This is a genomic window from Paucibacter soli (assembly GCF_037482845.1).
In the GTDB taxonomy this organism is placed as follows: domain Bacteria; phylum Pseudomonadota; class Gammaproteobacteria; order Burkholderiales; family Burkholderiaceae_C; genus Paucibacter_B; species Paucibacter_B soli.
The window spans coordinates 193770-220660 of the sequence record NZ_JBBHJW010000005.1 but is presented as its reverse complement, the minus strand read 5'-3'; the positions used below and the strand labels follow the sequence as shown (position 1 = coordinate 220660).

The following is a 26891-nucleotide window of genomic DNA, read 5'->3' as shown; positions in this document are numbered from 1 at the left end:
CGGATTCTAGGAGCGGCCCAGACTCTCCTCGCGCAGTACCTCGCCCAGCTGGACCTTGTTGCTGACGCCCAGGCTCAGGTAGGCGTCGCGCAGATAGGTACGCACCGTCGCCGGGCTCAGGGCCAGCTCGCGCGCAATCTCCTTGTAGGACCTGCCTTGGGCAAACAGGTGCACGACGCGCATCTTGCGCGGCGCGAGCGCGGTCTTCCCGGTCGCATCGGCGTGGCGCAGCAGCCAGAGATGCTCGCCCCTCAGGCTGGCCTGCAGCGTACCCCTGGGCAGGCGCAGGCGCTGGGGCAGCTGGCGCAGCCGTGCCAGCAGTTCGGCCGGCAGCGCAATGCCGTCCCAATGCGGCCAGCTCGACCACAGCAGCTCGCACAGGGCCGGCCCCGCAAACAGCAGGCGCCCATCCGGCAGCGCCACCGCAGCGCGCGTCAACTCCTCCTGCGCCGCCGCCGAGAGCATCTCGCGCAGGCTCTGGTGCCACAGCTGCAGGCAATGCAGCAGCAGTTGCTTGAACAGCAAGGCCTCGGTGTCGTCGAAGGGCTTGGCCTCGGCGTCCCGGTACAGCGCCATGAAGAAGCCATGCCCCGTGGCCAGCGCGTCCAGGCGCAAGGCCATGCCATGGTCCAGCCCATGGCGATGGCCGAAGTCCTGCACCTGGGGCGGCGAGTCGTCGTGTGGCGAGGCCTCGAAGCGCTGCACCTGGCCCGCCTGCCTGAGCGTGCGTTCGGCGAAGTCGTCGACCTGGGCAATCGCCCGCCACTCGGCGGCAAAGCTGTCGGGCAGGCCGATGTACTGGGTCTGGTAGACGGCGGGCAGTTTGTCGGGGCCGAGGTCGGTGCCCAGCCCCCACCAGCCGCGCTCAAAGGGAATCTGTGCACGCAAGACCGCGACGGCCTGACCCAGAAAGTCCGCGGCACAGACCTCGCGGGCCAGGGCGCCCAGCTGCAGCACGGCGGCACTGAAGCGTTCCAGGGTGGCTGGGCTGAGGGGCGGGGACATGGGCAGGGGCTTGGCGCAGCGCCCGAGCTTAGCCGCTGCCGGCCGGCTTGCGAAGCCTCCTCATCTGCGGACCCCGCATCTGCGAACTCGCGCCGCGCCGCGCCCCCCGCCTACGCTGCCGCAGTCCCGGCTCCATCCCAACAAGGCAGACATGATGACGATGAAGACCCACTACAAGCGGCGCGACGCACTGAAACTGATGAGCGGCCCGCTCGCCCTGGTCGGCCTGCCATGGCTGGCCGGCTGCGGCGGTGGCGGTGACGACGCCGAAGAACTGGAAAGCATCGCCTCCAGCCTGCTCGCCACCACGGCCGAGAACCAGGCCGCCACCTTCCGCCACACCGACCGGCTGGGGCCCAGCCGCGTGATACGGCGCGGCGCCAGCGTGCAGCCCCTGCCCGCGCACGCGCGCAGTCTGGCCGGGCTCGGCTACGAACATGCCGGCCAGCGCCGCACGCTGGACGACTATATGCAGCGCAATCGCTGCAGCGGCCTGCTGATCCTGAAGAACGGCGAGCTGGCGCTGGAGCGCTACGGCATGGGCAACCATGCCGGCACGCGCTGGACCTCGTTCTCGGCGGCCAAGTCGCTCACCTCCACCTTGATGGGCGCGGCGCTCATGGATGGCAGCATCGCCAGCCTGGACGATCCCCTGACGCGTTATCTTCCCGAGCTGGCGGGCAGCGCCTACCAGGCCAACACGCTGCGCGAGCTGCTGCGCATGTGCTCGGGCGTGGCCTGGAACGAGGACTACAGCCAAGGCGCCGACTCCGACATCGCCCGCCTGGCGCAGGCCTGGGCCAGCGGGGAGCGCGGTGCGGTCATGAAGCTGATGGGTTCGCGCCCGCGTGCCGCCGCGCCCGGCAGCCAGTTCTGCTACAGCACCGGCGAAAGCTATCTGCTGGGCGCCGTGGTCGCGCGCGCCACCGGCAGCACGCTGAGCGACTATCTATCCCGCAAGATCTGGGTCCCCATGGGCATGGAGGCCGACGGTTACTGGATGCTGGACGGCGTTGACGGCCTGGAGATGGGTGGCAACAACTTCAGCGCCACGCTGCGCGACTACGCGCGCTTTGGGCAGTTCTTCATGCAGCAGGGGCGCATCCAGGGCCGGGCCGTGTTGCCGTCGGGCTGGCGCGATCTGGCCGGCCACCCCGACTCGGCCGTCACCGCCTGCGGCCAGCTCTACCCGGGCTACCCGCTGGGCTATGGCTACCAATGGTGGTCCTTCCCCGACGCTGCGCAGGCGCTGGAGCCGCACAACGGCGCCTTCACCGCCGAGGGCATCTTCGGCCAATTCATCTACATCAACCCCGCCGAGCAGGTGGTGGCGGTGGTGTGGAGCGCCTGGCCGCAGCCCTGGGTCGACAGCGCCGAGCTGGAAACCTATGCGCTGATCGGCAGCACCGTGGCGGCGCTGCGCTGACGCCGCCTCAGTTCAAGCGCTTCAGCTCCACCTGCGGCACGTCGTGCACGAACCAGCGGTGCACCTCGCCCTTCGCGTCCAGCAGGTCCAGCCAGAGCCCGCCCGGCACCGCGCGCGAGCGCAGGCACAGGCCCGGCACCGGTTTGGCGGACGGGCCGCTGAGGCGTATCGGCACCGCCGCCACCGGTGCGGCTGCCAGCGCCGCGGCCGCCTCGGCCGGCGCGCGCATGCGCAGCCATTGCACCTCGCGCAGCGGCAGGCTCACGAGCCCGCGCTGGCGGGCCATGCGCAGGTCGATGGCGCGATCGCCGTCGTGAAACTGATCCAGCCGACCGTGCAGGTGCTGCTGATTCAGCAAGGTCAGGTCACAGTCGCCGCTGATCCCTAGCGGGCCGGCGGCGTCCAGGCCCGTGGGCAATGCGTTCCAAGCCAACATAAGGGTCTCCCGTCCGCTGTCATGGCCGCAGTGCAACCCAGCGCGCCGGCCCTGCTTATGAGGCAGCGCAAATCCCGCTGCCGACGCGCACGCGCGCGGCCCAGCTGTTTGATCTGCCGCAGAGAATGCGAGGCTTGCGCTCTGCCCTGACAATAGGCCCATGTCCCTGCCGCCCCCCGCTCCCAGCCAGGCCGCTGCCGCTGCCGATCCGCTCGACATCCTGCAGTTCCGCTCGGCCCTGGGCATGTTTGCCACCGGCGTGACCATCGTCACCGCGCGTGCGCCCGACGGCGCCCTGGTGGGCCTGACGGCCAACTCCTTCAACTCGGTGTCGCTGGCGCCGCCGCTGGTGCTATGGAGCCTGGCACGGCGCGCCGGTTCGATGCCGGTGTTCAGCCGCGGCTCGCATTACGCCATCAACATCCTGGCGGCCGACCAAAAGGCCCTGGCCCAGCGCTTCGCCACCCGCGACATCGACCGCTTTGCCGGCGTGGCCTGGCGCGAGGGCGCCGGCGGTGCGCCGGTGCTGGAGGGCTGCGCGGCGGTGTTCGAATGCGCCAACCGCAGCCAGTACGAGGAGGGCGACCATGTCATCTTCGTCGGCGAGGTGGAACGCTGCAGCTTCAGCGAGCAGGCCCAGCCGCTGATCTTCCACGGTGGGCGCTACTACACCGAACTGCCCCTATGACTCAGAGCCGCTGCCAATGCTCGGTAGCGCTGTTGATGAAGCCCGACTGCTCGTAGGCCTTGCGCAGCACGCCCTGCCGACGCAGTTGGCCCAGCCCGGCGTCGAGCGCTGCCTTCACGGCCTGGCCCTGCGGATGGCGGGCCGACAGCAGATAGTGCCGCGTGCCGCGCATGCCTATCTTCAGGCCGGGAATCGCCAACAGACGCGTGCCCCGCACCTCCAGCGCCAGATCGGTGCCGGGCTGGAAGGGCGCCAGCAGCACATCGGCGCGTCCACTCGCCACCATGCGCGGCATCAGGTCCCAGTTGCCCGCATGCATCAGCTTGGCGATGCCCAGCTGCTCCAGCGTGCGCCAGTCCACGCGCCAATCGCGGTTCGACAAAAAGGTCAGCGCCCGCAGGTCGGACAGCGAGCGCGCGGCCAGCGCCCGGGCATTGCCGGGCGCGGTGTATAGCCCGACCTCGAATTCGCCTTCTGCCAGTACCGCCTGACTGAACATCAGCTCCTGTTCGGCGGCCGGGAAATCCTCGCGCCAGTAGCTGGTGGCGCTGCAGACCGCATGGCCGGTGCGCACCTCCAGCTGCAGCCTGGCACTGCTGGGCATGCTCAGCAGCCCCATGGGCTGTGTGTACCCGCCCAGCACCAGGGCCTGTTGCAGCAACACGAACTCCACCACATCGCGGCGCGCGTGCGGGCCGCCGTACTGGCTGATCTGCAACGGCTCGCGCGCGCCGACGAAGCGCTCGTAGTCCTGCTGCACATCGCTGGGAATGGCAACCATGGCGCCCGCCCCGGCTTGCGCCCGCGCCAGGCCGGGCAGGCCGATTGCCGCCAACGCACCCAGCAGCAGACCACGACGAGCGGCCTGCGCCGGCATGCCGGGCTGGCCTGGAAAGCAGCGAGCAGGCGCAAACATGATTGCAAGCATGCCAGACAATGCTGACCCGGACCTGCCAAGTAGAGGTCCGAAACCGGCCAGACAGGCGCCAAGGTGCTGCCTAGCATGCAGGCTTCTTCGCAAAGACCTGCCATGACCGCCTTCCAGACCTTTCACGCCCTGCACCAAGGGCCCGCTCCGCTGCTCTTGCCCAATGCCTGGGACGCCGCCAGCGCGCGCCTGTTCGAGCTGGCCGGTGCGCCGGCCATCGCCACCTCCAGCGCCGCGCTGGCCTGGTCGCTGGGTTATGCCGATGGCGGCGCCCTGCCGCCCGAGGAGCTGCTGGCGGCGGTGCGCCGCATCGCCCGCGTCATCCGGCTGCCGCTGACGGTGGACCTGGAGGACGGCTACAGCACCGACCCGGCCACCGTGGCCGCACTCGCCGGCGCACTGGCGGATGCCGGCGCAGCGGGCATCAATCTGGAGGACGGGGCCGGCGCGCCCGCCCTGCTGGCCGAGAAGATCGCGGCCATTCGCGCCGCGCTGGGCGGGCGTCGGTCGCTTCTTTTCGTCAACGCGCGCTGCGATGTCTGGCTGCGCCAGCTGGCCAAGGGCGAGGCCGCCGTCGCCATGGCCCTGGAGCGCTTGCGCCTGTACCGCGAGGCGGGGGCCGACGGCGGCTTTGCGCCGGGGCTGTGCGATACGGAGGAGGTGCGTGCACTGGCGCCGGCCATCGGCATGCCCTTGAATCTGATGATGCTGCCCGGCATGCCGGCCATCGCCGAGCTGCATGCGGCCGGCGCCCGGCGCTTCAGCGTCGGGCCCGCGCCCTTCCTGGCGGCCTATGGCCAGGCCCAGGTCTTGATGGGCGGCTTTGTGCAGGCACAGGCCACGGCCGACCTGTTTGGGCAGGCGCTGAACTACGCGGCCATGGACCTAGCGCTGCAACGCTGAGAGCTGCTGGCGCAGCACCGCGTTCTCGACCGTCAGCTCGGCCACGCGCTGGCGCAGGCGCTGCAGCTCCTCGGCCTCGCTCTCGCTCAACGGCGTCGGCGGGGTCAGGTCTTGTGCCGCGGCCTCTTCGGCCGGTTCAGCGCCGGCTTGCTCGGCCGCCTTGGCCGGCTTGGCCTTGGCGGCACGCGCGCGCTTGGCGGCCTGCTTGAGCTCGCTCTTGCCGGCGCTGGCGGCGGCCACCTGCTCTTCCACCGGCAGGCTCGCCACCGCGGCGGCGGCGCTGATGGTGATCTCGCCCGACTTCACGGCCGCCACCAGCTCGGGCGCCGCCTGCTTCTGGATCTTCTCGATCAGCACCACCTGGTTGCTGCTGATGCGTGCCGCCCTGGCAATCGCCTCGCGGGTGTTGAGCGGGTCCACCGGCGGCAGCTGCGGGGCATCCGCCTTGCTTTCGTCGGGCTCGGTGTGCAGGGCCTGCGCGCGGCGCGCCGCCACGATCTCCTTCTTGCGCAGCGCCAGCACGCCGCGCTGGAAGTCCGACACGCTGCGCCGCCCCAGGTGCTGATCGATCATCCAGAGGTGCACGTCCTCGATCGACTTGAAGCGCGGGTTCTGCACCGTCTGGAAGGGCAGGCCATGCTTGACGCAGATGCCGTAGCGGTTGTGGCCGTCCACCAGCACCTCGCCCCACAGCACCAGCGCGTCGCGGCAGCCCTCGGCCAGGATGCTGCGCTCCAGCGCCGCATGCTCGTCGGGCGTGAGCGGGTCGATATAGGCTTTGAGTTCTTCGTTGACGACGATGTTCATGGGCGCGCTGGCTGGGCGCCTGGATGGCGCCGGGGGGCGGATTCTAAGGTGGACAAGAAAGAAGCCTGCCGGCTTGCTCGCGGCGGCTGGCGCGGTCGGCCTTGACACCGCGCCAGCGCCGGGCACACCATGGCCGCAGGCCCAGCAGTCCAGGAGGACCACCTCATGATTGACATCGCTGACGTGGAGGCGGCCGCCAAGCGCATCCAGGAGCATGTGCGGCGCACCCCGCTGGTACACAGCGCCAGCCTCAGCGAGCAGCTCGGCACCCAGGTCCATCTGAAGCTCGAACTGCTGCAAAAGACCGGCTCCTTCAAGCCGCGCGGCGCCTTCAACCAGATGCTGCAGCTCGACGCTGCGGCGCGCCAGCGCGGCGTGGTCGCCGTCAGCGGCGGCAATTTCGCCCAGGGCGCAGCCTATGCCGGGCGCGTGCTGGGCATACCTTGCGTGATCTGCATGCCGCAGTACACCCCCGCCAACTATGTGGAGGCCACGCGTGCCTATGGCGCCGAGGTGGAACTGCATGCCGACATGCCGGCCTGCTTTGCGCGCGTGCGGGCGCTGCAAGACGAGGGCCGCACCGCCCTGCATGCCTGGGACAAGCCCGAGCAGATGGCCGGCAACGGCGTGATCGGGCTGGAGCTGTTGGAGCAGCTGCCGCAGATCAGCGACCTGATCGTCAGCGTGGGTGGCGGCGGGCTGCTGGCCGGCCTCATCGTCGCACTCAAGGCGCGCGCGCCCCAGGTTCGCATCTGGGCCGTCGAAACCGAGGACGCACCCACCCTGGGGGCGGCGCTGCGCGCCGGCACGGTGGTACAGATCGTGCCGAGTTCACTCGCCAAAACCTTGGGCGCGCCCTATCTGGCGGCCGACGCGCTGACGCTCGCGCAGCAACACCTGCAGGACTATGTGGCCGTCTCCGACCAGGAGGCCATCGCCGACCAGCGCTGGTTGCTGGAGCGCTGCAAGCTGCTCACCGAGCTGGCCGCCGCCTGCACTCTGTCGGCGGCACGCCGGCTGCGCGGGCGCTTCGGGGCCGACGACCGCGTGGTGCTGCTGCTGTGCGGCGGCAACGAGTCGCTGGCCAACCTGATGCACTACGCGAAGCTGCCGACGGCCGCGCCAACGCCCGGCCAGATCGGCACAGCTTGATCAACGCCGACTCCCCGATCAGGCTCGAGTGCTGATCACCACAGCGCCTGCGCCTCTCAGCCCGGCGCGACGCCCTTCACCGCCCAGGCCGAGGCGGCAAAGGAACGCGGGCCGTCCGCCTCGCCGTCGAGATAGGCAGCCTGCACGGCATCGCGCAACCTGGCGCGTGCGGCGTCGTCGAGCGTCCCCACGTATTCGGCCCCCGGCCCATCCCTGCCCACATAGGGGGCCCAGTAGTCTTCGAAGCAGTCGAACACCATGCGGATGCCCAAGCTTGCCTCGACCACCTCGCTGAAGCCGGCGGCGGCCCAGGCCTGCGCCAGTTCGCCGGGGCGCGTCATCGGGCGTGTGTAGTTGCGGGCGCGGCGCTCGCCGGCGCGGGGGTCCAGCGCCGCGGCCGTGTCAAAGAAGAGCCGGTTGGCCACGAAGCCGCCACGCGCGTCCCAGACGGCCGCGCCGACCACGGCGCCCGGCCGCGCAACGCGCCGCATCTCGCCGATGGCCAGCCCGGTGCGAGGCACGAAGTGCAGCATCAGCAGCGACAGCACGCGATCGAAGCTGTGGTCGGGAAAGTCGAGCGCGCAGGCATCGCCGACCTGAAACGCCAGCCGCGGGTCGTCGTGATGCTTGCGCCTGGCATAGTCGATATAGGCCGGCGAGAAGTCGACCGCGCACACCTGCTTGGGCTGGCAACGCTCAATCAGCGCGCTCGCCAGGCAGCCGGTGCCACAGCCCAGGTCGAGCACGGATTCGCCATCGGCCGTGCCGACGAAATCCAGGAACGGCCCGGCAAGGCGCCGACTCCAGCGCCCCATCTGGCGCTCGTAGCCGTCACCGTCCGAGGACAAGAAGGTGGATGACTCCGACATGGCGATCTCCCTCGCATGGCTGCGTCAGCTGCTCGCACAAGACAGTGCGAGCATGATCGCGCCGATCCGGGCGCAAGCCAAGGCCAGGGACCCTCTGCATCAAAGGCGATAACTCAACTCCAGGCTGACACTGCGTGGCGCCAGAGGCAGGTCGCCCGCGATACGGCCCGGCGCCAGGCTGGGCTCGCGCTGGTCGCTGTTGCCGACATTGCGCAGCATTGCGGCCGCAGACCAGCGCGCGCCCGGCGGCGTATAGCGCAGGCCCAGGTCGAGATTGCTGTAATCGGCGATGGCCGGGCGCGCGTCGCCCAGGGCACGCAAGCGGCCGGCCACATGGTTGAACTGGCCCGAGGCCTGCCAGCCCGGCGCAAAGCGCCAGTCGGCCAGCATATAGACGCGCTGGTGCGGCGCGTAGCCGGGGTCGGCCTGGTTGCCCAGATCGCGGGCCCGCTGCAGGGCCAGGCTGGCCTGCAGGCGCAGCGCAGGGTCGGGTTCCCAATGCGCGTCCAGCTCCAGGCCGTGACCGCCTTGGCTGCCACTGTTGTTGAAGGTGGTGCCGGTGCCGGGCGTTGGATTGGCCGTGGTCCGGATGATGTCGCGCATGCGGTAGCTAAAGGCCGAAGCCTCCAGCTGTAGATCGCGGCGCGGCTGCCACAGCAGCACCGCCTCAGCGGTGCCTATGGTCTCGGGCTTGACGGCCGGGTTGCCACGCGCCACCGGGTTGGTGATGCTGTGCAGCTCGGCAAAGCCGGGGGCGCGGTAGGCCCGGCCGTAGAGCAGCTTGGCGGTCCAGTTGTAGGCCGCCTCCCAGACCAGGGCCAGCCGCGGGTTGGTGGTGCCGCCCACATCGGAATAGCGGTCGTGGCGCAGGCCGGCGGTGAGGCTCCAGTCGCGCGCCAGGTTCCAGACATCCTGCAGATACACATAGCGCACCTTGCGCCGCTGCGGGCGTATGAAGGGGTCGCTCTGGCTGTGATCGTTGAACTCGGGCAGCGGAATCGGCAGGCCGTTGGCGGCATAGGCGAAGTTCTTGCCCTCGCCGGTGGCGTAGAGGTCGATATCGTCCAGGCCCGCGCCAACGCGCCATTGATGTTCGCGCCAGCCGCTCCAGCTCACAAAGGCATTCAGACGCCACTGCCGCTCCCAGGTCTCGGGCGCGCCGCGCATGCCTGTTGGGAAGCTGCCGGTGGGGAATTTGGCGCCGGCCGGAAAGATCAGAAAGGGCACCGGGATGAGCTGCTGGTAGGCATGCAGCGAGAGCGTGGCACCCGCGGCCAGGTCCGGTCCCAACTGGGTTTCGGACCAGGACAGATCGGCCAGCAGGCGGCGGGTGCGCTCCAGGCCCTCGGGGTCCAGGGACTGGGCCACCCCCATGCCGCTGCGCATATCGCGCCACTGGTAGTTGGCGCGCAGGCGCCAGCGCTGCCAGGCCATATCCAGGCCCAGGTCCAGCAGCTCGCGCCCCACCGCTAGGCTGCCGGGCGCCAGGCTCGCCTTGCTGCCAAAGGCGGCGTCGTTGCTGCTTTGCGCATCCTTCTCCACCACCGCCTTGAAACCCTCGCTGCGGCCACCGCGCAGGAACCAGGCCAGCTCCAGCTCGCCGCGCTGCAGGCCGCCCTGCCACCAGGCATCGCGGCCACCGAAGCTGGCGGCCCGCAGCCCCAGCTCCTGGCCGTCGATGTCGCGGGCGGACTTGCTGATGATGTTGATCACGCCCGCATAGGCCTCTGGCCCATAGAGCGCCGAGCCCGGGCCGCGCAGAACCTCGATGCGCGCGATGTTCTCCACCGGGAAGCCGCGCCAGCCCTTGGTGCCGCGGTCGCCGCGTATCGAGACCGTCATGGGCTGGCCGTTGTGCAGCATCAGCACCTGCTGGTTGAACTGGCTGTAGATGCCGCGCATCACCAGCAGCGGCGCGTACAGCAGGCTGGTGCGGCCCACATGCAGCCCCGGCACGCGCGCCAGCACATCCTCCAGATCGGTGGCGCCCATGGCACGGATCTCGTCGGCCGTGATCACGCCGGCCACCGCCGGGGCGCGCCGCAGCGGCTGGGCGCTGCCGGTGGCGATGCTCACCAGCGCGCTGTCGCCATAGGCGAGTGCCAGGTCTTGCTCTTCCGGCGCGGTCTGGGCCTGCGCCAGTCCGCACAGCATCAGGCTCAAGACCAGCAATTGCTTGTTCGGCATGGCGAGGCTTTCCGTGGCTCAGTGGCTGTCGGCAGCGACCCGCTGGGGTGCGCAACGCGGCAGGGTGATGAGGATACGCGTACCCCCGCCGGGCCGGCTTTCCACCAGGATGCGCCCGCCCAGCAGCCCCGTCACCAGGCTGTGCACGATCTGCATGCCCAGGCCCGAGCCGCCCTGGCCGAAGCGGGTGGTGAAGAAGGCCTCGAAGACGCGCGCGCGCACCGCCTCGTCCATGCCATGGCCGTCGTCGCTGCAGATGATCTGCACCTGCTTGGCGCCCAGCGCGTGGCATTGCACCTTCAGCAGGCCCTGCGTACGCCCGGCAAAGCCGTGCACCAGGGCGTTCTGGGCGATATTGCTGATCACCTGGCCGAGCGGGCCGGGATAGCTGTCCATCAGCACGCCGGGCTCCAGCTCGGCCTCGATGCGGAAGGGGGTGTGGCGGAACATCGGCTGCAGGCTGGCGAGCAGCTCGTGGATGACCACATCGGCGCGGAACTCGCGCCGCATCTCGGTGGTCTGGTCCAGCGCCAGCTGCTTGAAGCCGCGGATGATGTCGGCGGCACGCTGCACATTGCGCACCACCAGGGCGTTGCCCTCGATGCTGTTGGCCAGCATGCGGTTGAAATCGCTTCTGCGCACCTGGCCGCTCTTCACCGCCTCGCTCATATGGTGTTGTTCGGCCTCCAGCGCCGAGGCCGAGATCAGGGCATTCCCCAGCGGCGTGTTGAGCTCATGCGCCACGCCCGCCACCAGCCGGCCCAGCGAGGCCAGCTTGTCGGCCTCGACCAGCTGCTTCTGTGCCTCGCGCAAGGTGTCGAGCGCGCCCTGCAGCTCGCGGTTGGCGGCGGTGAGCGAATGGGTGCGCTCGGCCACGCGTTCCTCCAGCGTGGCGGCATGGCGGGCCAGCTCGGCGTTCTTCTGCTGCAGCTCGTGCTCGCGCTGCTCCAGGCTTTCCATCATGCTGTTGAAGACCTGGGCCATGCTGGCGATGTCGCGCGGCCCGCTGAGCCGCGCGCGCAGGCCCATGCGGCCCTCGCCGGCGCGCAGCATCACCTCGGAGAGCTCGCCCAGCGGCCGGGTCAGGCGCCGCGCCAGCAGGCGCAGCGTCCACAGCAGCAGGGCCGAGAGCGCCAGGCCCACGCCGAAATTGATCGCCACCAGGCGCCGCACCAATTGCACCAGCGCCGCCTTGCCCTGGGTGACGCGCACATAACCCAGCAGCTCGGCGCGCGGCGCGCGCGCCTCGAAGGGCGAGGCCTCGGCCGGCTGGGTGCGCACCGGCGCCACGAAGCTCCAGGCGCTGTCGGTCTCGGCCTCCAGATAGGGGCCCAGGGCATCGGCCTGCGGCCGCGAGGCCGCCATCGCCGGGGCGTTGCCGCGCGCCACCAGGGCCTCGCCATCGACGTGCAGCAACTCCACGCGCAGCACATCGGGGAAGGAGAAGGCACGCTCGATCGGCTCGCGCGCGTTCTCCGCACCCTCGGTGAGCAGGGCCAGCTGGCTCTGCTGGGCCAGGCTGGTGGCCAGGTTCAGGCCCTGGCGCACCAGGGTCTCGCGCACCTGCAGGCTGCCCTGCCAGCTCGACACCACCGCCGACACCGCCGCCACGCCGAGCACGCCCGCCGCCACCACCACGGTGAGTTGGCGGCGGAAGGTGGCATGGCGCAGCGCGCCCAGCCAACCATGCAAGGTGCTCGCGCCCATCATCATCTCTCGGGCAGCAGCAGCTCGAAGCTGCGCTGCACTTGGGGGCTGAGCTCCAGCCCGAGGTGGCTGGCGGTGCGGGTGTTGAGCGCCGCATGCACATCGCGCAGCGGCTGGGCGCCGCGCGGTACCCCGGCCTGGCGGGCCAGCTGCGCCAGCGCGCTGGCGGCCAGGCTGTGGCCGAGTTCCAGATTGTTGGGATAGAGCGAGAACAGCGCACCGCGCCGCACATGGCCCAAGTTGCTTGAGAACAGCGCCACATTGCGGTTCCAGCATTCCTGCAGCACCAGCGGCAGCACCGCCGATTCATCCACCGTGAGCGGATCCTGCGGCAGCCACAGCGCGTCCAGCGGCGCGGCCTGGGCAAAGAAGTCCTGGTACTGGCGCAGCGCGCTCTTGAGCTCGTCCACCTCGAGCGCACGCAACTCCAGCCCGAGCTGGCGTGCCGCCGCCTGGGCATGGCGCATCAGCCAGGCGCTGTGGCGCGGCGAATAGACCACGGTGACGCGCTTCACGCCCGGCTGCAGGATCTTCAGGCGCTGCATCAGCAGCTGCGGGTCGGGCGCCAGGCTCAGCAGGGTGGTGGCGCGGGCATCGGCCTCGTTGGGGCTGATCACGCCGCCGGCCACCACCTCGATGGCGGGGTCCAGCGCCACCGCCACGCGCAGGCCGGCGCGGCCCAGCGCGATCACCAGCTTCAGCTCGCGGCGGCGCAGCTCGCTGGCCAGCGCCAGCGCGTCGGCATCGGCCGCCACCGCGATGCGCGGCACGCGCTGCTGCGCGCGCTCGTCGATGCCTTCCAGGATCTTGGCAAACACGGCGCGGAAGGGCTCGCCGATCTCGGGGTAGATCACCGCCAGCTTGTCGCCTACCAGGCCCTGGCCGAACGCCGGCCACCACGGCAGAACGCCGCAACCCCAGGCGGCCCATTGCCGCAAGCAAGATCGCCGCGCCAGCCGCGCGGCACGCCGAGCCATGCCCAAAATCCCAAGCCTTTCGTCCGTGACACCACGCGCCGGCGAAGGCCATTCTTACGCCAACCGCACAACTCCCTGCGGCGAGTCTAAGCGATGGGGGTGCCGGTCAGATTTGCACGCGCGTGCCCAATTCCACGACGGCGTTGTCGGGCAGGTGGAAAAACTCGGCCGCGCTGCCCGCGTTGCGGCTCAGGGCCGCGAACAGGCGCTCGCGCCAGTTGGCCATGCCGGCACCGGGGGTGGGCACCACGGTCTCGCGGCTGAGGAAGTAGCTGGTCTCGAAGGGCTGGATCACCAGGCCCTTGGCGGCGCACAGGGCCAGCGCCCTGGGCACGTCGGGCTCGTCCATGAAACCGTAGTGCAGGGCCACGCGCCAGAAGCCCGGCGCCAGCGCCTGCAGTTCCACACGCTCGGCCTCGGGCACCCAGGGCCGTTCGGCGAACTTGACGGTGAGGATCACATTGCTCTCATGCAGCACCTGGTTGTGCTTGAGGTTGTGCAGCAGCGCCTGCGGCACCGTCTCGGGGTTGGCCACCGCATAGACCGCGGTGCGGCGCGCGCGGTGGATGCTCGCGTCACTCAGGCTCTCGATGAAGGGTTCCAGCTCCAGGCCCTCGCTGCTGATGCCTTGCAGCAGCAGCTGGCGGCCGCGCTGCCAGGTGCTCATCAACACGAACAGCAGCAGGCCCAGCAGCAGCGGGAACCAGCCGCCGTCGAGGAACTTGATCGCGCAGCCGGCCACCAGCAGGGCGTCGATGGCGAGGAAGAACAGGGTGGCGCCAATCGCCAGCGGCGCCGGCAGCTGCCAGCCGTCGCGCACCACGAAGAAGGTCAGCACGGTGGTGATCATCATGGTCAGCGTCACCGCAATGCCATAGGCGCCGGCCAGCGCCGAGCTGCTGCCGAACAGCAGCACCGCCGCCACCACGCCCGCCAGCAGCGCCCAGTTGACGCCCGGCACATAGATCTGCCCGGCCTCGCGGGCCGAGGTGTTGCGCAGTTCCATGCGCGGCAGAAAGCCCAGCAGGATGGCCTGCTTGGTCATCGAATAGGCGCCCGAGATCACCGCCTGCGAGGCGATCACCGCGGCCAGCGCGGCCAGCACCACGGCGGGCAGCACCAGGCTGTCAGGGAAGAGGCGGTAGAAGGGGTTCTCGATCGCGCTGGCGTCGCCCATCAGCAGCGCACCCTGGCCCATGTAGTTGAGCGCCAGCGCCGGAAACACCAGGCCGGTCCAGGCCAGGCGGATCGGCCTGGCGCCGAAATGGCCCATATCGGCATAGAGCGCCTCGGCGCCGGTGAGCGCCAGCACGATGGCGCCCACCGCGGCAAACAGATGCCAGCCGCGCTCGCTCAAGAACTGCCAGGCATGCAGCGGGTTGAGCGCTGCCAGGATGGCGGGCTGCTGCTGGATGTGCACCAGGCCGATCGCGCCCAGCACCGCGAACCACAGCACGATCACCGGCCCGAAGATCTTGCCCACCGCGTGGGTGCCGAAGCGCTGGATCATGAACAGGCCCACCAGGATGGCCAGCGAGATCGGCAGCACGTAGGGCTTGAAGGCCGGCGTGAGTATCTCCAGCCCCTCCACCGCGCCCATCACGGTGATCGCCGGGGTGATGACGCTGTCGCCATAGAACAGGGTGGCGCCGAACACGCCCAGCAACAGCAGCGCGCTGCGCAGAGCCGGCCGCCCCTGCACCGCCTGGGCTGCCAGCGCGGTGAGCGCGAGGCCACCGCCCTCGCCGCGGTTGTCTGCGCGCAGGATCAGGATCACGTACTTGAGCGTCACCACCAGCATCAACGCCCAGACGATCACCGACACCGCGCCGGTGATATTGCCGGCGTTGAGCGCCACCCCGGTGGCGGGCAGAAAGATTTCCTTGACGGTGTAGAGCGGGCTGGTGCCGATGTCGCCATAGACGACGCCGATGGCACCGAGCGTGAGGGCGGCAAGCCCTTGGCGGGCGGGTGTGTGGTTGGACGACAAGCTGATCACCTGATGCTGTGGATGGGCGCAGCATCGCGGCGGGCGCATCAGGAACGCATAAGGGTCAGAGGCTGTGAAGTAATGGCCGTTGCTTCACAGCCTCTCAGTCGGCCAGCCGGTACCCCACCCCCGGCTCGGTCAGCAGGCGCTGTGGGTCGGCCGGGTCGGCCTCCAGCTTGGCGCGCAGCTGCGCCATGTAGAGGCGCAGGTAATGGGTGTGCTCGGTGTACTCGGGGCCCCACACGTCCGCCAGCAGGGCGCGGTGCGTGACCACCTGGCCGGCGCAGCGCACCAGGCGCGCCAGCAGCTTGAATTCGGTGGGCGTGAGGTGCACCTCGGCGCCGTCCAGGCTGACGCGGTGCGCCGCCAGTTCGACCACCAGGCCGCCCTGTTCGTAGCGCGTGATGGCCGCCTGGGTGTGCACGCCGCGATGCCGCAGCGCCACGCGCATGCGCGCCAGCAGCTCGCTGACGCTGAAGGGCTTGACGAGATAGTCGTCGGCGCCGGCGTCGAGCAGGCGCACCTTCTGGCCATCGGCCTCGCGCGCCGAGATCACCAGCACCGGCGTCGATTTCAGCTTGCGCAGCGCGGCCAGCAACTGCTCGCCCTCGCCATCGGGCAGGCCCAGGTCCAGCAGCAGCAGGTCGGGCGGCTCGCCATGCGCCAGCAGAGCCAGGCCCTCGGCCAGGCTGGCGGCGCCGTCGACCTCGTAGCCCTCCACGCGCAGCGCACCCATGAGGGTGGTGCGCAACTCGCGGTCGTCCTCGACCAACATCACCCTGAGGCTCATGCCTGCTCCTGCGTCACGGCCGGCGCCGCCACCAGCGGCAGCCAGCATTCGAAACTCGCGCCGCCATGGCTGCGCGCGCGGTAGCGCATGCTGCCGCCATGGGCCAGGGCGATGGCGCGGCAGGCGGCCAGGCCGACGCCGGCACCGCGCCGCTCTTCGGCATCCGGGCGCTCGTGGTTCAGTTCCACGCCACGCTGGAAGACATCGAAGATGCGCTCGCGCCAGGCCGGCGCCACGCCGGGGCCACGGTCGCGCACCGCCAGCACCATGCAGCGCTGCTCGCCCTCGCTGGCGCAGCGCACCAGCAGCTCGATGGCCGAGCCGGGCGCGTACTTGAGCGCGTTGTCCACCAGATTGTCGAGCAGCTGGGTCAGCAGCAGCGCATCGCAGCGCAGCAGCGGCAGCTCGGGCTCAAGCCGCGCACGCACGCGTTTGGCGGCCTCGCCGCGGCGGCGGCGCACGCGCTGCAGCACCGCGCCGACGATCTCCTCGGCCGATTCCCAGTCCATGCGCAGCACCACGCCGGGTGCGTCCAGGCGCGCCAGCTGCAGGCCATTGTCGGTAAGCCGGCTCAGGGCCTCGGTCTCGTCGACGATGGTGGCGGCCAGGCGCTCGCGCTGCGCCGGGCTGAGGCGCGCGTCCTGGTCCAGCAGCGAGGAAGCGGCGCTCATGATGCTGGCCAGCGGCGTGCGGTAGTCGTGCGAGATCGCCGCCAGCAGGGCGTTGCGCATGGCCTGGCCGCTGGCCTCGTCGCGCGCGCGCTGGGCGGCCTGCTCGGTGGCCTGGCGCTCCAGCGCCAGGCCCAGCTGGTCGCACAGGGACTGGGCATGGGCGCGCAGGCCGGCATCCGGCAGGTCGGTGGCGTCGGCGTCGGGCAGGCACAGCAGCGCCGCCCCATGGCTGGCGCGCCGGCCGCGCAGCGGCAGGTACCAGGCGCGCAAGTCCTCATGCCGGCCGGTGCCGGGGCCGAAGGCACTGCCCTGGCGCAGGCAGGCCCACAGTCCCGCGCTCTGGTCGGCGTCGGGTGCGGGGCCCAGCAGGTGCACGGCCGCGGCCTCGTTGGCGCTGGGCAGGCGATCCTTCAGCAGCATCAGCAGCACGGCATCGCAGGGCAGGCCGGCCAGAGCCTCATGCAGCAGCGGCGCCTGGGCCTGCGGGTCGGCGGCGTCGCGCAGGGCCTCGCTGAAGACACGCAGCTGCTCGGCACGCCTGGCATGCAGCTGCGCCTGCGCGGCCTGCCAGGCCAGCCGCGCCATCAGCGCCGCCGTGATCCAGTTCAGTGCCAGCATCGACAGCAACAGCAGGCCATGCTGGGGCAGGTCTACCGCCAGGCTGCCGCGCGGCGGCACAAAGGTCCAGTTGAAGGCCAGCACCGCCAGCAGGCTGGCCAGCATCGAGGCCCAGGCCGGCAGCCAGATCGAGGCCAGCGCGGCCGCCAGCACCGGCACGAGCGCCAGGTTCACCAGGCCCAGGCGTTCGTCCAGACCCAGCATCAGCGCCCAGGCCAGGCCCCAGACCGCGCCCGCGAGGGCCAGGTCTTGCCAGGAGGGGCGCTGGGCCGGTTTGATGAGGGACATGGTGGCACCATAGCAGGGCACAAATATGGATCGCATAAGGGTGCCGGGCTTGGCTAAGATGGGTCGCGGCAAGTCAGCCGGAGTGCGGACCATGGATGATGGCAAAGGCGATGCGGTTTAGGTTTGCGGCCGTGGCGCTGCTGCTGGCTCTGGCGGCCGGCGCTGGCGCGGCCCAACCCACGGCCGCGCCGCTGCACCTGGTGACGGAAACCAGCGCCTTTGCCTACGCCGAGGGCGGCCGGGTGGGCGGGCCGGCCACGGCGCACCTGGAGACGCTGCTGCGCAGCGCCGGCATTGACGACTACCGCATCGACATCTACCCCTGGGCGCGCGCCTACGACCTGGCGCTCAAGCAGCCCAATGTGCTGATCTACCTGATTGCCCGCACGCCCGAGCGCGAGCAGCAATTCAAATGGATAGGCGCCTTCATCGAGCAGGACTACGACTTCTACCGCCTGAGGTCGCGGCATGACATCGCGGTCGGGCAGCTCGCCGACGCGCGTCGCTACAGCGTCGGCGTGGTGCGCGACGACGTGCGCCACCAATTCCTGCGCGCTCAGGGGTTCACCCGCTTGCTGCTGGCAGCGCAGAGCGCCGAGACTGTGCGCCATCTTCTGAATCAACGCGTGGACCTGGTGCTACTGACCGAAACGGATTTGATGCTGCTGTGCCGGCAGTCGCAACTCGATTGCGCGCAGCTGCAGAAGCTGCATCGCCTGGCCGAGCTGCGCACGCCGCTCTATGCTGCCTTCAGCCGGTCCACGCCCGACGAGCTGGTGCAGCGGGTGCGGCGCGCCTTCGACAGCCTCAAGGCCGAAGGCAAGCTCAAGCTCTAGGGAAGTCCGCATGCATGATAGAGAAGCGCGTCGCAGCTTGATGCTTGGCCTGGCCGGCGCCGCGGCGCTGGGCTGGACCGGCAGGCCGGCGCGGGCGCAGCCTGCCCTGCAGATCGTCACCGAGGAGGCGCCGCCCTACAACTTCAGCGACGGAAAGGACGGCCGGCCCACCGGCATGTGTACCGAGCTGGTGCAGGAGGTCCTGGGCCTGCTGCAGCAAACCGCCGAGATCAGCGTGCTGCCCTGGGCGCGCGCCTACGAGATGGCGCGTCAGGGCGAGAACGTGCTGATCTACTCGATCGCGCGCACCGCGCAGCGCGAGTCGCTGTTCAAATGGGTGGGCGTGCTCACCCAGGTGGAGTACGGCCTTTACGCGCTGGCCAGCCGCGGCCTGCGCCTGGGCTCGCTGAGCGAAGCGATGCGCTGGCAGATCGCCACCGTGAATGCCGATGTCGGCGAGCAGTATCTGGAGGCCAACGGGTTTGCCAAGGGCAGGCAGCTGCAATCCAGCGCCAGGAACCAGTTCAATTTCGAGAAGCTCAAGATGGGCCGGGTCGATCTATGGATCACCACCGACCTGATCGCCCAGCAGCTGGCCAGCCAGGCCGGCGACGATGGCGCGCGCCTGCTGGCCAAGGCCCTGACCCTGCCGGAGCTGCAGGTGGACTACTACATGGCCTTCGGCCCCGCCACCGCCGACGCCCAAGTCGAACGCTTCCGCAAGGCGCTGGAAACGCTCAAGAAGAATGGGCGCCACGCCGCCATCCGCCGCAAATGGTTCGGCAGCACCTGATGGAACTACTGCGCAGCCTGCTCAAGCACCGCGAGTCCCTGGGCACGCGCATGGTGCTGGCCACCCTGGGCTTCTGCCTGATCTTCACCCTGCTGGCGGTGGCGGCACAGACCTGGTCGGCCTGGCGCTCGCGCCATGCGGCGATGCAGGCGGAGATCGAGCTGATCGCGCAGGTCTACCAGAGTACGCTGCGTAAGGCGGTCTGGGACATGGACCGCGAGGCCATCCAGGCGCATCTGAGCAGTGCCGCCTCGGTGCACTCGATCGGCCATGTGGCGCTTACGCTGGGCGCGGCCGGCAGCCGCACCGAACGGCTCGAGTTCACCCGTCCCGGCTGGGAAGGCCCGGGCCGTGCGCCGCAGCGCCAGGTGGCGCTGATCTACCAGGCCTACGCGGGCGGACGCCAGGAGGTGGTGGGCGAGTTGCTGCTTGCCGGCGACGAACGCCAGCTCTGGGCCTCGCTGCGCGAGGCGGTGCGCGCCATCGTGCTGACCCAGCTGGTGCAATCGCTGGCGCTGGCGGGCTTCATCATGCTGATGTTCAGCCGCCTCGTCACCGTGCATGTGCGCCGCATCGCCATGCACCTGGCGCGCATGCGGCCCGAGGAGCTGGGCGAGCCTTTACGCCTGGCGCGGCGCGACGGCCGCTCCGACGAGCTAAGCATGCTGGTGAGCGGCATCAACCATCTGCAGGACCGGCTGTCGGAATACCTGCAGCAAAAGCGCCGCTACGAGGAGGAGTTGGCCACCCATCGCGACCGCCTCGCCGAGCTGGTGCGCGAACGCACCGCCGAACTCTCCAGCGCCAACCAGGCGCTGGCCAGATCGGCCGACGTGCTGCGCGAGGTGGGCAATGTGGGCATGGCGCTGACCACCAGCCTGGACATGCACGCCATCTGCGCGGCACTGCACCAGCACCAGCGCCGCCTGATGCCGCTGGACGGTTTCGGCGTCGCCATGCTGGCACCCAGCGGCGACCGGCTCGACCTCGTCTACTACGTCGAGGACGAAAAGCTGGCACCGCCCTCCAGCTTCATGCTGAACGACCCGCGCTGGCTGACGGTGCGGACCTTTCTGGGCGATGCCGAAATGATGCTGGCGGACGAGCAGCAGGCCTTGGACGCGCCCGCGCCCGAGGGCGTGGCGCCGCGGGCGCCGATGCGCTCGGTCTCGCTATGGCCGCTGGTGGCCAATGGCAGGCGCATCGGCGTGGTGATCACGCAAAGCCACCAGGCGATGGCCTACCAGGCGCGCGAACAGGAGATCCTGCGCTCGACCGCGGCCTATGCGGCCATCGCCCTGGCCAATGCCAGCGCCTACGCCGCGGTGGAAGCGGCGCGCGGCGAGGCCGCGCGTGCGCTGGAGGAGCTGCGTCAGGCCCAGGGGCAGCTGGTGCAGTCGGAAAAAATGGCCGCGCTGGGCCAGCTGGTGGCGGGGGTGGCGCACGAGATCAACACCCCGATCGCCGCGGTCAAGTCCAGCGGCCGCAACATCGCCGACGCGCTGCAGCACACGCTGGAGCAGCTGCCGGTGGTGCTGCAGTTGCTGGACACGGCGCAGCGCGAGCGCTTCACGCGCCTGATCGCCCAGGTGCTGCAACCGGCGGCGCTGCTGAGCTCCAGCGAGGAACGCCGCCTCACGCGCCTGCTCACAAGCAAACTGGAGGCCGCCGGCGTCGCCGAGGCGCGCCACAAGGCCGGCCTGCTGGTGCAGATGCGCGCGCAGGACGCGCTGGACGACTACCTGCCCCTGCTGATGCACGCGCAGAGCCGGCTCATCCTCGACACCGCGCACAGCACCGCGACGATTGCCAGCAACACCGAGAACATCAACCTGGCGGTCGAGCGCGTGGCCAAGACCATCTTCGCGCTCAAGTCCTACTCGCGCTTCGACCGCGACGCCGAATTCGCCGAGGCCGACCTGCGCGATGGTATCGAGACCGTGCTGACGATCTACCAGAGCAAGCTGCGCGGCGGCATCGAGCTGCAGCGCGACTACGGCGAGGTGCCGCCGGTCTGGTGCCTGCCGGACGAACTCAACCAAGTCTGGACCAACCTCATCCACAACGCCCTGCAGGCCATGCAATACAAGGGCCGGCTGCGCATTGCGCTGGCGCGCCGGAGCGGGGAAGCGCTGGTCAGCATCTCGGACAACGGCCCCGGCATCCCGCCCGAGCTGATGAAGCGCATCTTCGAACCCTTCTTCACCACCAAGCCGGCCGGCGAGGGCAGCGGGCTGGGACTGGACATCGTCAACAAGATCGTCGCCAAGCACCATGGACGCGTCGAGGTGAGCAGCGAGCCGGGCCAGGGCACTACCTTCACCGTGTACCTGCCGCTGGGTCGCCCGACCAGCGCGCGCCCGGACGAACCCGCCCAGGAATGCTGAATGGACGTGACGCCGTGGCTTGAATTCGCCGCCACCGAGGCTGAGCTTGAGGCGCCCGAGCGGGCGCTGGCGCATAGCGCGCAGCCGGGCGGCAGCGCGGCCGATCGGCTGAATGCCCTGGTGGCACTGGCCTGGCAACTGCGCCAGCGCGACAGCCGGCGCGCGCTGGCGCTGGTGGAACAGGCCGAGCAGTTGCTGGCCGAGTCGGCCGGGACCGATCACGGCCCGCAGCACGCCACCCGCCTGCTGCTGGTGCGCGCCGAAGCGCTGTGGCTGCATGACGAGCTGGAGCGGGCCGCGGGCCTGGGCGAGCGGGCCTTGCAGCAGGGCGAGGCGCTGGTTGACCCCCTGCTGTGCAGCGATGCGCGCTGCCTGCTGGCCGCCCTCGCCAGCACACGCGGCGACTGGAAGCTGCAGCGCACCCTGCACGAGCGCACGCTGGGCGCCACGCCGGCGCCCGATGCCGGTCGCCTGGCCCTGATCGAGGCCGATCTGGCGATTGCCATGGTGTTGCAGGATCCGGCCAGTGCGCAGCGCCGTTGGGAGCAGCGTCCGGCACCCGGCGCGCTCGCGCAGCTGCCTGCCGCGGCCCAGGCATGGATGGGCTACGCGCATGGCATGTGTGCCGGCCTGGCGGGTCATTACGGCGCTTCGGTACGCCACTTCGTGAACGCCCATGAACTGGCGCTGCGTACCGGACAGCTGCGCCTGGCCATACAGCTGGGCTGCAATGTGGGCGTGTCGCACAACTATCTCAATGACTATCCCGGCGCGCTCGAATGGATGGAGCGCGCCCTGCAACTGGCACGCGCCACCGGCTGGCCGCACAGCCTGGGCGGCGCGCTCATCCAGACCGCCGCCTCGTTGCGCGCGCTGCAACACCTCGACACCGCGCGCGATCTGCTGCGGGAAGCGCTGACACTGTCCGAGCAGCGTCCGGTGTCGCGCCAGCACGCGATTGCACTCAACACCCTGGGCGGCGTCGAGCTGGACCGCGGCGAGCTGGCGGCGGCGCTGCAGGTCTTCCAGGCCCTGGAGCGCGCCGCGCAAACGCTGCAGCAACCCGATCTGCTGGGCGATGCCTGGCTCGGTCAGGCCAAGACCCGGCTGCAGCAGGGCCAGCTGGAGCAGGCCTTGCTGGCCGCCCAGCGCAGCCTGGCGCTGCAACATGGCTCGGGGCAGATCAGCGCCTGGCGCACCATGGCCGAGGTCCACGCGGCCCAGGCGGCCTTGCGGCCGGATGACGCCGCAGCGCAGCGGCGGCCCAGGCAGGATCTGGAGCAGGCCCTCGCGCTGGCCTGCGGCATCCCGGGCTATGTGGTGCCGGGCGAGCTGCTGGAGGCCCTGGCCCGGGCCCATGCCGCCGAGGACGACACCGACCTGGCCTATGCCTACGCCCAGCAGGCCGGCCAGGCCTACGAACGCATCCACCGGCAACAGGCGGACCATCGCGCCACCGCCATGCAGGTGGCACACGAGACCGAGCAGGCGCGCCTGGAATACGAAGGCCTGCGCCTGCAGGCCCAGCAGGAACAGCAGCGCGCCGAGGCGCTGCAGGCGCTCAACGGCACGCTGGAACTGCTGGGCGATATCGGCCGGGAGATCACCGCCCATCTGGACAGCGAGACGGTGTTCGCGGCCCTGGATCGCCATGTGCGCGGCCTGCTGGACGTCGCCACCTTTGTGATCTTCCGGCTCGACCCGGACGGCCAGGCCCTCAGCATGGTGTATGGGGTCGAGGACGGCAGGCCACTGCAGCCCAGAAGCTTCGAGCTGGCGGACCCGCAGCGCAATGTGTCGCGCTGCGCGCGTGAAGGCATCGAGATCGCGCTCGACGACCAGCCGCCCGGCACGCTGGTGTTCCCGGGCACGCGCCACACGCCCAGCAAGCTCTACGCCCCGCTGCTGGCCGGCACGCGACTGCTGGGCGTGCTGAGCGTGCAATCCTTCCGGCGCCATGCCTATGGCGAGCGCGAACGCGCCATCTTCCGCGGCCTGTGCGCCTACGGTGCGATCGCGCTCGCCAACGCCGATGCCCTGGCCGCCCTGCAGCAGGCGCAGGCGCAGATTGCGCAACAGGAGCGCCTGGCCTCGCTGGGCTTGTTGGTGGCCAATGTGGCGCATGAGATCAACACCCCGCTGGCGGTCGTCAAATCGAGCGGCGAGCACCTGGCCGAGGCGCTGCGTCAGGCCCTCGGCGGGCTGCCCGAACTGATGCGCGGCCTCGACGCGCAGGGCCAGCAGCTGTTCATGGCGCTGCTGCAGCGGCTGAGCCCGGGCGGATTGCCGCTCAGCTCGCGCGAGGAGCGCGCGCTGGTGCGCCGGCTCAGCCAGCAGCTCGAAGCGGCCGGCGTGGCCGGAGCGCGCGCCTGCGCCGAACTGCTGAGCCGGCTGCAGGCGCAGCCCGCGCTGGACGAGCTGCTGCCGCTGCTGCGCCATCCGCGGGCCGAGGCCATGCTTGCGGCTGCCGACGCGCTGGCGGCCGAGCTGCGCAACAGCGCCAACATCAATCGCGCCGTGGACCGCATGGCCAGGATCGTGTTCGCGCTGCAGCGCTTTGCACCCGGCGCGGCCGCCGAGCCATGGCAGGACACCGAGCTGAGCCTGAGCCTGGACATGGCGCTGACGATCTACCAGCACCAGCTCAGGCAGGGCGTGGAACTGCTGCTGCGGCTGGAGCCGGGACTGCGCCTGCACTGCCTGCCCGATGAACTGATCCAGGTCTGGACCCATCTGATCCACAACGCCCTGCATGCCATGAAGCAGCAGGGCTGCCTGAGCATCCTGGCCAGGCGCGAGGGTGCCCAGGCGGTGGTCAGCGTGGCCGACACCGGCTGCGGCATTCCGGCGTCCATCCGTCCGCGCATCTTCGACGCCTTCTTCACCACCAAGCCCAGCGGCGAAGGCTGCGGCTTGGGGCTGCACATCGCCCAGACCATCGTGCGCAAGCATGGCGGCAGCATTGGCGTCGAAAGCGAAGCCGGGCAGGGCGCCACGTTTACCGTGCGCCTGCCGATCGCAGGCCCTGGCCATGCGGACTGAACAAACGCCACCGAGCTTCTGCGCCAGCGACGCCGAGCTGGCGGCGCTGCAGGCCCGCGTACCAAACTTGCCCGGCTCGGCGGCGGCATCGGCGGCCGACGCCGGCCTGCGCCTGCAACTGGCCTGGCAGCTGCGCCAGCGCGATCCCGGTCAGGCCAGGGCCTGGGCCGAGACCCTGGCGGCCGAGCCGGCCGAGCGCGCGCCGCCCGGTCTGCATGCACGCCTCGCGCTGATCCGGGCCGAGGCGCTGCAGCTGCAGGGCGACTACGCGCAGGCGTCCGACAGCGCCGCCGCCGCCCTGCGCGAGTTCACGCGCCTGCGCGATGCCCTGGGCGAGGCCGACGCCCGCTGGACCCTGGCCGGCATCGCCTTCGAGCAGGGCGAGATGGATGTCCATCATGCCGAGCTGGAACGGATGCGGCGGGCCGCCGCCGAGGCCGCCGAACCGGTGCGCCAATGCATCGCCGCGGCAGCGCTGGCGCGTGCCGTGGCGCTGAGCGATCTGGCGCAGGGCCTGCGGCTGTGGGACGAGCTGTGCGCCGCGCTGGCGCCGACCGGCCACTGCGCCGCGCAATGCCATGTCAACAACCTGCTGGGCTCGTCGGCGGCGCTGCGCGGCGAGTTCGCCGGCGCAATTGCCTGTTTCGCGACGGCGTATGCCCAGGCGCTGGAGAGCGGCCAGCCGGCGCTCGCCATGCGCACGGCCATGAATGCCGGCAGCAGCTGCAACAACGTCAACAACCATCAGGATGCGCTGGAGTGGGCGCAGCGCGGCCTGGAGCTGGCGCGCCGCTCGGGCTCGCCCAGCAGCATCGGCTCGGCCCTGGTGCTGTGCGGGGCCAGCCTGCGTTTTCTGCAACGCCGGGAGGCCGCAAGAGCCCTGCTGGACGAGGCCTTGCAGCGGCTCGCGTCCCTGCCCGGCTCGCGCCAGTACGCCATCGCCCTGCTGCACATGGGCGAGGTGCGCCTGGCCGACAGCCAGCCGGCCGAGGCGCTGCACTGTTTCGAGCAGCTGGAGCAGCGCGCGCTGGCGCTGGCCGGCCATGACCTGCTGGCCGACGCATGGGTGGGCCAGGCGCAGGCCCTGCTGGCCCTGGGCCGGCTGCCGGCGGCGGCGCGGGCGACCCGGCAGGTGCTGGACGGCCCCTCCTCGGCCACCCAGCGCATCGCCGCCTTGCAGCTGATGGCCGCGCTGCATGCACAGGACGCGGAGCTGGCGGCGCCTGCGGGCATGCAGGCCGCCAGCCCGAGCCTGCACTATCTGCAGGCCGCGCTGCAACTGGCGCAAGGCCTGGCAGGCTACCAGGTGCCCAGCGGCCTGCTGGAGGCGCTGGCACGCGCGCACGCCATGCAGGGCGACACCGCCCAGGCCTATGCCTATGCGATGCAGGCCAGCCAGGCGCGCAAGAGCATCCACAACCAGGCGAGCACCAAACGCGCCATTGCCCTGCAGGTCACGCGCGAGACCCAGCGGGTGCAGGCCGAGGCCGAGCTGGAGCGCCGCCAGGCGGCCACTCAGCAACAGCGCGGCGAGCTGCTGCAGCAGGCCAACGCCACGCTGGAGCGGCTCGCGGCGATGGGCCGCGACATCGTCGGTCAGCTCGACGAGACGGCGCTGTGCGAGACCCTGCACCGGCAGACGCAGGCGCTGCTGGACGCCCACACCTTCGCCGTCTACCGCCTGCGGCCGGACGGCCTGGCCCTGCAGCGCATCTTCGGCAGGGAAGCCGGCCGGCCCTTGGGCGAGCGCACCCAGGCGCTGGACGATGCCGACTCCCACGCCGCGCGCTGCGCGCGCGAGCGGCGCGAGATCGTGCTGCATGTCGCCAGCGGCACGCATCGGCCGGTCGCCGGCACGCAGGAAACGCTCAGCATGATGTTCGCCCCCATGCTGGTGGGCCAGCGTCTGCTGGGCGTGCTGACGATTCAGTCCCCCCAGGCCCAGGCCTATGCGGAACGCGAGCTGGCGATCCTGCGCTCGCTCGGTGCCTACGCCGCGATCGGCCTGGCCAATGCCGAGACCCTGCAGCGCCTGCGCCACACCCAGGCGCTGCTGCTGCAGCAGGAGAAGCTCGCCGCGCTGGGCCAATGGGTGGCCGGCATCGGCGCCGAGATCGAGACCCCGATGGATGAGCTCAAGTCCGGCGGCCGCCGCCTGGGCGCCGCACTGGATCGCGTCATGGCACAACTGCCCGACTTGCTGTGCTGCGTCGGCGGGCCGCCCGGCGCGGCCACGGCGCCACCGGCCGAGCTGGAGCGGCAGCTCGCGCTGATCGGTGCCAGTGCCGCGCAGGTCAAGCATGCGGCCGATCGCGCGGCCACCATCGTGCAGGCGCTGAAGACCTCCCAGCCCCCGGCCGCCGGCCGGCCCGGCCAGGCCTGAGGCCGATG

Annotated in this window: 20 protein-coding genes; 9 read left to right on the top strand and 11 right to left on the bottom strand. The window is 70.6% G+C overall.

Translation table 11 applies throughout. The features are described 5' to 3' along the window. Nucleotides 1-6: 6 nt before the first annotated feature. Nucleotides 7-1005 (bottom strand): helix-turn-helix transcriptional regulator, encoded by a 999-nt coding sequence (locus WG898_RS12585; RefSeq protein WP_339603143.1) that lies wholly within the window; start codon nucleotides 1003-1005, stop codon nucleotides 7-9. 151 nt (nucleotides 1006-1156) lie between these two features. On the opposite strand from WG898_RS12585, the gene WG898_RS12580 reads away from it, so the two are divergent. Next, a complete protein-coding gene (locus tag WG898_RS12580; protein WP_339603142.1) occupies nucleotides 1157-2431 on the top strand; it encodes a serine hydrolase domain-containing protein in 1275 nt (424 codons plus the stop codon). Between the two features lie 7 nt (nucleotides 2432-2438). Here the strand turns inward: WG898_RS12580 and WG898_RS12575 are convergent, their stop codons facing one another. Beyond that, nucleotides 2439-2867 (bottom strand): hypothetical protein, encoded by a 429-nt coding sequence (locus WG898_RS12575; protein WP_339603141.1) that lies wholly within the window; start codon nucleotides 2865-2867, stop codon nucleotides 2439-2441. Nucleotides 2868-3111: 244 nt separating this feature from the next. Between WG898_RS12575 and WG898_RS12570 the strand changes: the two genes are divergently transcribed. After that, nucleotides 3112-3555 carry a flavin reductase family protein gene (locus tag WG898_RS12570; protein WP_444718940.1) on the top strand — a complete coding sequence of 148 codons (444 nt, stop codon included), beginning with the start codon at nucleotides 3112-3114 and terminating at the stop codon, nucleotides 3553-3555. Nucleotide 3556: 1 nt separating this feature from the next. Here WG898_RS12570 and WG898_RS12565 read toward each other — a convergent pair whose 3' ends face one another. Further along, nucleotides 3557-4471, bottom strand: coding sequence for a transporter substrate-binding domain-containing protein (locus WG898_RS12565; protein ID WP_339603139.1), 915 nt, complete (start codon nucleotides 4469-4471; stop codon nucleotides 3557-3559). Nucleotides 4472-4585: 114 nt separating this feature from the next. Between WG898_RS12565 and WG898_RS12560 the strand changes: the two genes are divergently transcribed. Next, the gene (locus WG898_RS12560; RefSeq protein WP_339603138.1) at nucleotides 4586-5386 is read left to right on the top strand and encodes an isocitrate lyase/PEP mutase family protein; all 801 of its coding nucleotides are present in this window, start codon (nucleotides 4586-4588) and stop codon (nucleotides 5384-5386) included. Here the strand turns inward: WG898_RS12560 and WG898_RS12555 are convergent. Further along, nucleotides 5369-6193 (bottom strand): plasmid replication/partition related protein, encoded by an 825-nt coding sequence (locus WG898_RS12555; protein ID WP_339603137.1) that lies wholly within the window; start codon nucleotides 6191-6193, stop codon nucleotides 5369-5371. The genes WG898_RS12560 and WG898_RS12555 overlap by 18 nt on opposite strands. Nucleotides 6194-6358: 165 nt before the next feature. Here WG898_RS12555 and WG898_RS12550 point away from each other — a divergent pair, with 165 nt between their 5' ends. Then, complete coding sequence (locus tag WG898_RS12550) at nucleotides 6359-7345, top strand: threonine ammonia-lyase (RefSeq protein WP_339603136.1); 987 nt, start codon at nucleotides 6359-6361, stop codon at nucleotides 7343-7345. 56 nt (nucleotides 7346-7401) lie between these two features. Here WG898_RS12550 and WG898_RS12545 read toward each other — a convergent pair whose 3' ends face one another. The 7 genes from WG898_RS12545 to WG898_RS12515 form a co-directional block, all read right to left on the bottom strand. Further along, entirely contained in the window at nucleotides 7402-8214 is an 813-nt protein-coding gene (locus tag WG898_RS12545) for a class I SAM-dependent methyltransferase (protein WP_339603135.1), read from the bottom strand. Between the two features lie 99 nt (nucleotides 8215-8313). Further along, on the bottom strand, nucleotides 8314-10401 hold the full coding sequence (locus WG898_RS12540) for a TonB-dependent receptor plug domain-containing protein (RefSeq protein WP_339603134.1): 2088 nt from the start codon (nucleotides 10399-10401) through the stop codon (nucleotides 8314-8316). A gap of 18 nt (nucleotides 10402-10419) precedes the next feature. Next, the gene (locus tag WG898_RS12535) at nucleotides 10420-12108 is read right to left on the bottom strand and encodes a sensor histidine kinase (protein WP_339603133.1); all 1689 of its coding nucleotides are present in this window, start codon (nucleotides 12106-12108) and stop codon (nucleotides 10420-10422) included. Nucleotides 12109-12110: 2 nt separating this feature from the next. Further along, the gene (locus WG898_RS12530; RefSeq protein ID WP_339603132.1) at nucleotides 12111-13085 is read right to left on the bottom strand and encodes an ABC transporter substrate binding protein; all 975 of its coding nucleotides are present in this window, start codon (nucleotides 13083-13085) and stop codon (nucleotides 12111-12113) included. A gap of 106 nt (nucleotides 13086-13191) precedes the next feature. Beyond that, nucleotides 13192-15123 (bottom strand): potassium transporter Kup, encoded by a 1932-nt coding sequence (locus tag WG898_RS12525; RefSeq protein ID WP_339603131.1) that lies wholly within the window; start codon nucleotides 15121-15123, stop codon nucleotides 13192-13194. Nucleotides 15124-15178: 55 nt separating this feature from the next. Continuing rightward, the gene (locus tag WG898_RS12520; protein ID WP_339603130.1) at nucleotides 15179-15865 is read right to left on the bottom strand and encodes a response regulator; all 687 of its coding nucleotides are present in this window, start codon (nucleotides 15863-15865) and stop codon (nucleotides 15179-15181) included. Beyond that, nucleotides 15862-17442, bottom strand: a complete 1581-nt coding sequence (locus WG898_RS12515; RefSeq protein ID WP_339603129.1) for an ATP-binding protein — start codon at nucleotides 17440-17442, stop codon at nucleotides 15862-15864. The genes WG898_RS12520 and WG898_RS12515 overlap by 4 nt, the downstream gene beginning before the upstream one ends. Nucleotides 17443-17552: 110 nt before the next feature. Here WG898_RS12515 and WG898_RS12510 point away from each other — a divergent pair, with 110 nt between their 5' ends. The 5 genes from WG898_RS12510 to WG898_RS12490 are packed head-to-tail and all read left to right on the top strand — an operon-like array spanning nucleotide 17553 to nucleotide 26883. Beyond that, the gene (locus WG898_RS12510; protein WP_339603128.1) at nucleotides 17553-18278 is read left to right on the top strand and encodes a substrate-binding periplasmic protein; all 726 of its coding nucleotides are present in this window, start codon (nucleotides 17553-17555) and stop codon (nucleotides 18276-18278) included. Between the two features lie 10 nt (nucleotides 18279-18288). Beyond that, the gene (locus WG898_RS12505) at nucleotides 18289-19071 is read left to right on the top strand and encodes a substrate-binding periplasmic protein (protein WP_339603127.1); all 783 of its coding nucleotides are present in this window, start codon (nucleotides 18289-18291) and stop codon (nucleotides 19069-19071) included. Continuing rightward, nucleotides 19071-21458: an ATP-binding protein gene (locus tag WG898_RS12500; RefSeq protein ID WP_339603126.1), complete on the top strand. Its 2388-nt coding sequence runs from the start codon at nucleotides 19071-19073 to the stop codon at nucleotides 21456-21458. The genes WG898_RS12505 and WG898_RS12500 overlap by 1 nt, the downstream gene beginning before the upstream one ends. Further along, a complete protein-coding gene (locus WG898_RS12495) occupies nucleotides 21459-24500 on the top strand; it encodes an ATP-binding protein (protein ID WP_339603125.1) in 3042 nt (1013 codons plus the stop codon). Next, a complete protein-coding gene (locus WG898_RS12490; protein ID WP_339603124.1) occupies nucleotides 24490-26883 on the top strand; it encodes a GAF domain-containing protein in 2394 nt (797 codons plus the stop codon). Before WG898_RS12495 ends, WG898_RS12490 begins: the two co-directional genes overlap by 11 nt. Nucleotides 26884-26891: the final 8 nt, after the last annotated feature.

What these genes read in the sequence shown, in the direction of transcription:
- WG898_RS12585 (WP_339603143.1), bottom strand. Translation starts at nt 1,005, where the DNA reads ATGTCCCCGCCCCTCAGCCCAGCCACCCTGGAACGCTTCAGTGCCGCC.
- WG898_RS12580 (WP_339603142.1), top strand. Translation starts at nt 1,157, where the DNA reads ATGATGACGATGAAGACCCACTACAAGCGGCGCGACGCACTGAAACTG.
- WG898_RS12575 (WP_339603141.1), bottom strand. Translation starts at nt 2,867, where the DNA reads ATGTTGGCTTGGAACGCATTGCCCACGGGCCTGGACGCCGCCGGCCCG.
- WG898_RS12570 (WP_444718940.1), top strand. Translation starts at nt 3,112, where the DNA reads ATGTTTGCCACCGGCGTGACCATCGTCACCGCGCGTGCGCCCGACGGC.
- WG898_RS12565 (WP_339603139.1), bottom strand. Translation starts at nt 4,471, where the DNA reads ATGTTTGCGCCTGCTCGCTGCTTTCCAGGCCAGCCCGGCATGCCGGCG.
- WG898_RS12560 (WP_339603138.1), top strand. Translation starts at nt 4,586, where the DNA reads ATGACCGCCTTCCAGACCTTTCACGCCCTGCACCAAGGGCCCGCTCCG.
- WG898_RS12555 (WP_339603137.1), bottom strand. Translation starts at nt 6,193, where the DNA reads ATGAACATCGTCGTCAACGAAGAACTCAAAGCCTATATCGACCCGCTC.
- WG898_RS12550 (WP_339603136.1), top strand. Translation starts at nt 6,359, where the DNA reads ATGATTGACATCGCTGACGTGGAGGCGGCCGCCAAGCGCATCCAGGAG.
- WG898_RS12545 (WP_339603135.1), bottom strand. Translation starts at nt 8,214, where the DNA reads ATGTCGGAGTCATCCACCTTCTTGTCCTCGGACGGTGACGGCTACGAG.
- WG898_RS12540 (WP_339603134.1), bottom strand. Translation starts at nt 10,401, where the DNA reads ATGCCGAACAAGCAATTGCTGGTCTTGAGCCTGATGCTGTGCGGACTG.
- WG898_RS12535 (WP_339603133.1), bottom strand. Translation starts at nt 12,108, where the DNA reads ATGGGCGCGAGCACCTTGCATGGTTGGCTGGGCGCGCTGCGCCATGCC.
- WG898_RS12530 (WP_339603132.1), bottom strand. Translation starts at nt 13,085, where the DNA reads ATGGCTCGGCGTGCCGCGCGGCTGGCGCGGCGATCTTGCTTGCGGCAA.
- WG898_RS12525 (WP_339603131.1), bottom strand. Translation starts at nt 15,123, where the DNA reads ATGCGCCCGCCGCGATGCTGCGCCCATCCACAGCATCAGGTGATCAGC.
- WG898_RS12520 (WP_339603130.1), bottom strand. Translation starts at nt 15,865, where the DNA reads ATGAGCCTCAGGGTGATGTTGGTCGAGGACGACCGCGAGTTGCGCACC.
- WG898_RS12515 (WP_339603129.1), bottom strand. Translation starts at nt 17,442, where the DNA reads ATGTCCCTCATCAAACCGGCCCAGCGCCCCTCCTGGCAAGACCTGGCC.
- WG898_RS12510 (WP_339603128.1), top strand. Translation starts at nt 17,553, where the DNA reads ATGCGGTTTAGGTTTGCGGCCGTGGCGCTGCTGCTGGCTCTGGCGGCC.
- WG898_RS12505 (WP_339603127.1), top strand. Translation starts at nt 18,289, where the DNA reads ATGCATGATAGAGAAGCGCGTCGCAGCTTGATGCTTGGCCTGGCCGGC.
- WG898_RS12500 (WP_339603126.1), top strand. Translation starts at nt 19,071, where the DNA reads ATGGAACTACTGCGCAGCCTGCTCAAGCACCGCGAGTCCCTGGGCACG.
- WG898_RS12495 (WP_339603125.1), top strand. Translation starts at nt 21,459, where the DNA reads ATGGACGTGACGCCGTGGCTTGAATTCGCCGCCACCGAGGCTGAGCTT.
- WG898_RS12490 (WP_339603124.1), top strand. Translation starts at nt 24,490, where the DNA reads ATGCGGACTGAACAAACGCCACCGAGCTTCTGCGCCAGCGACGCCGAG.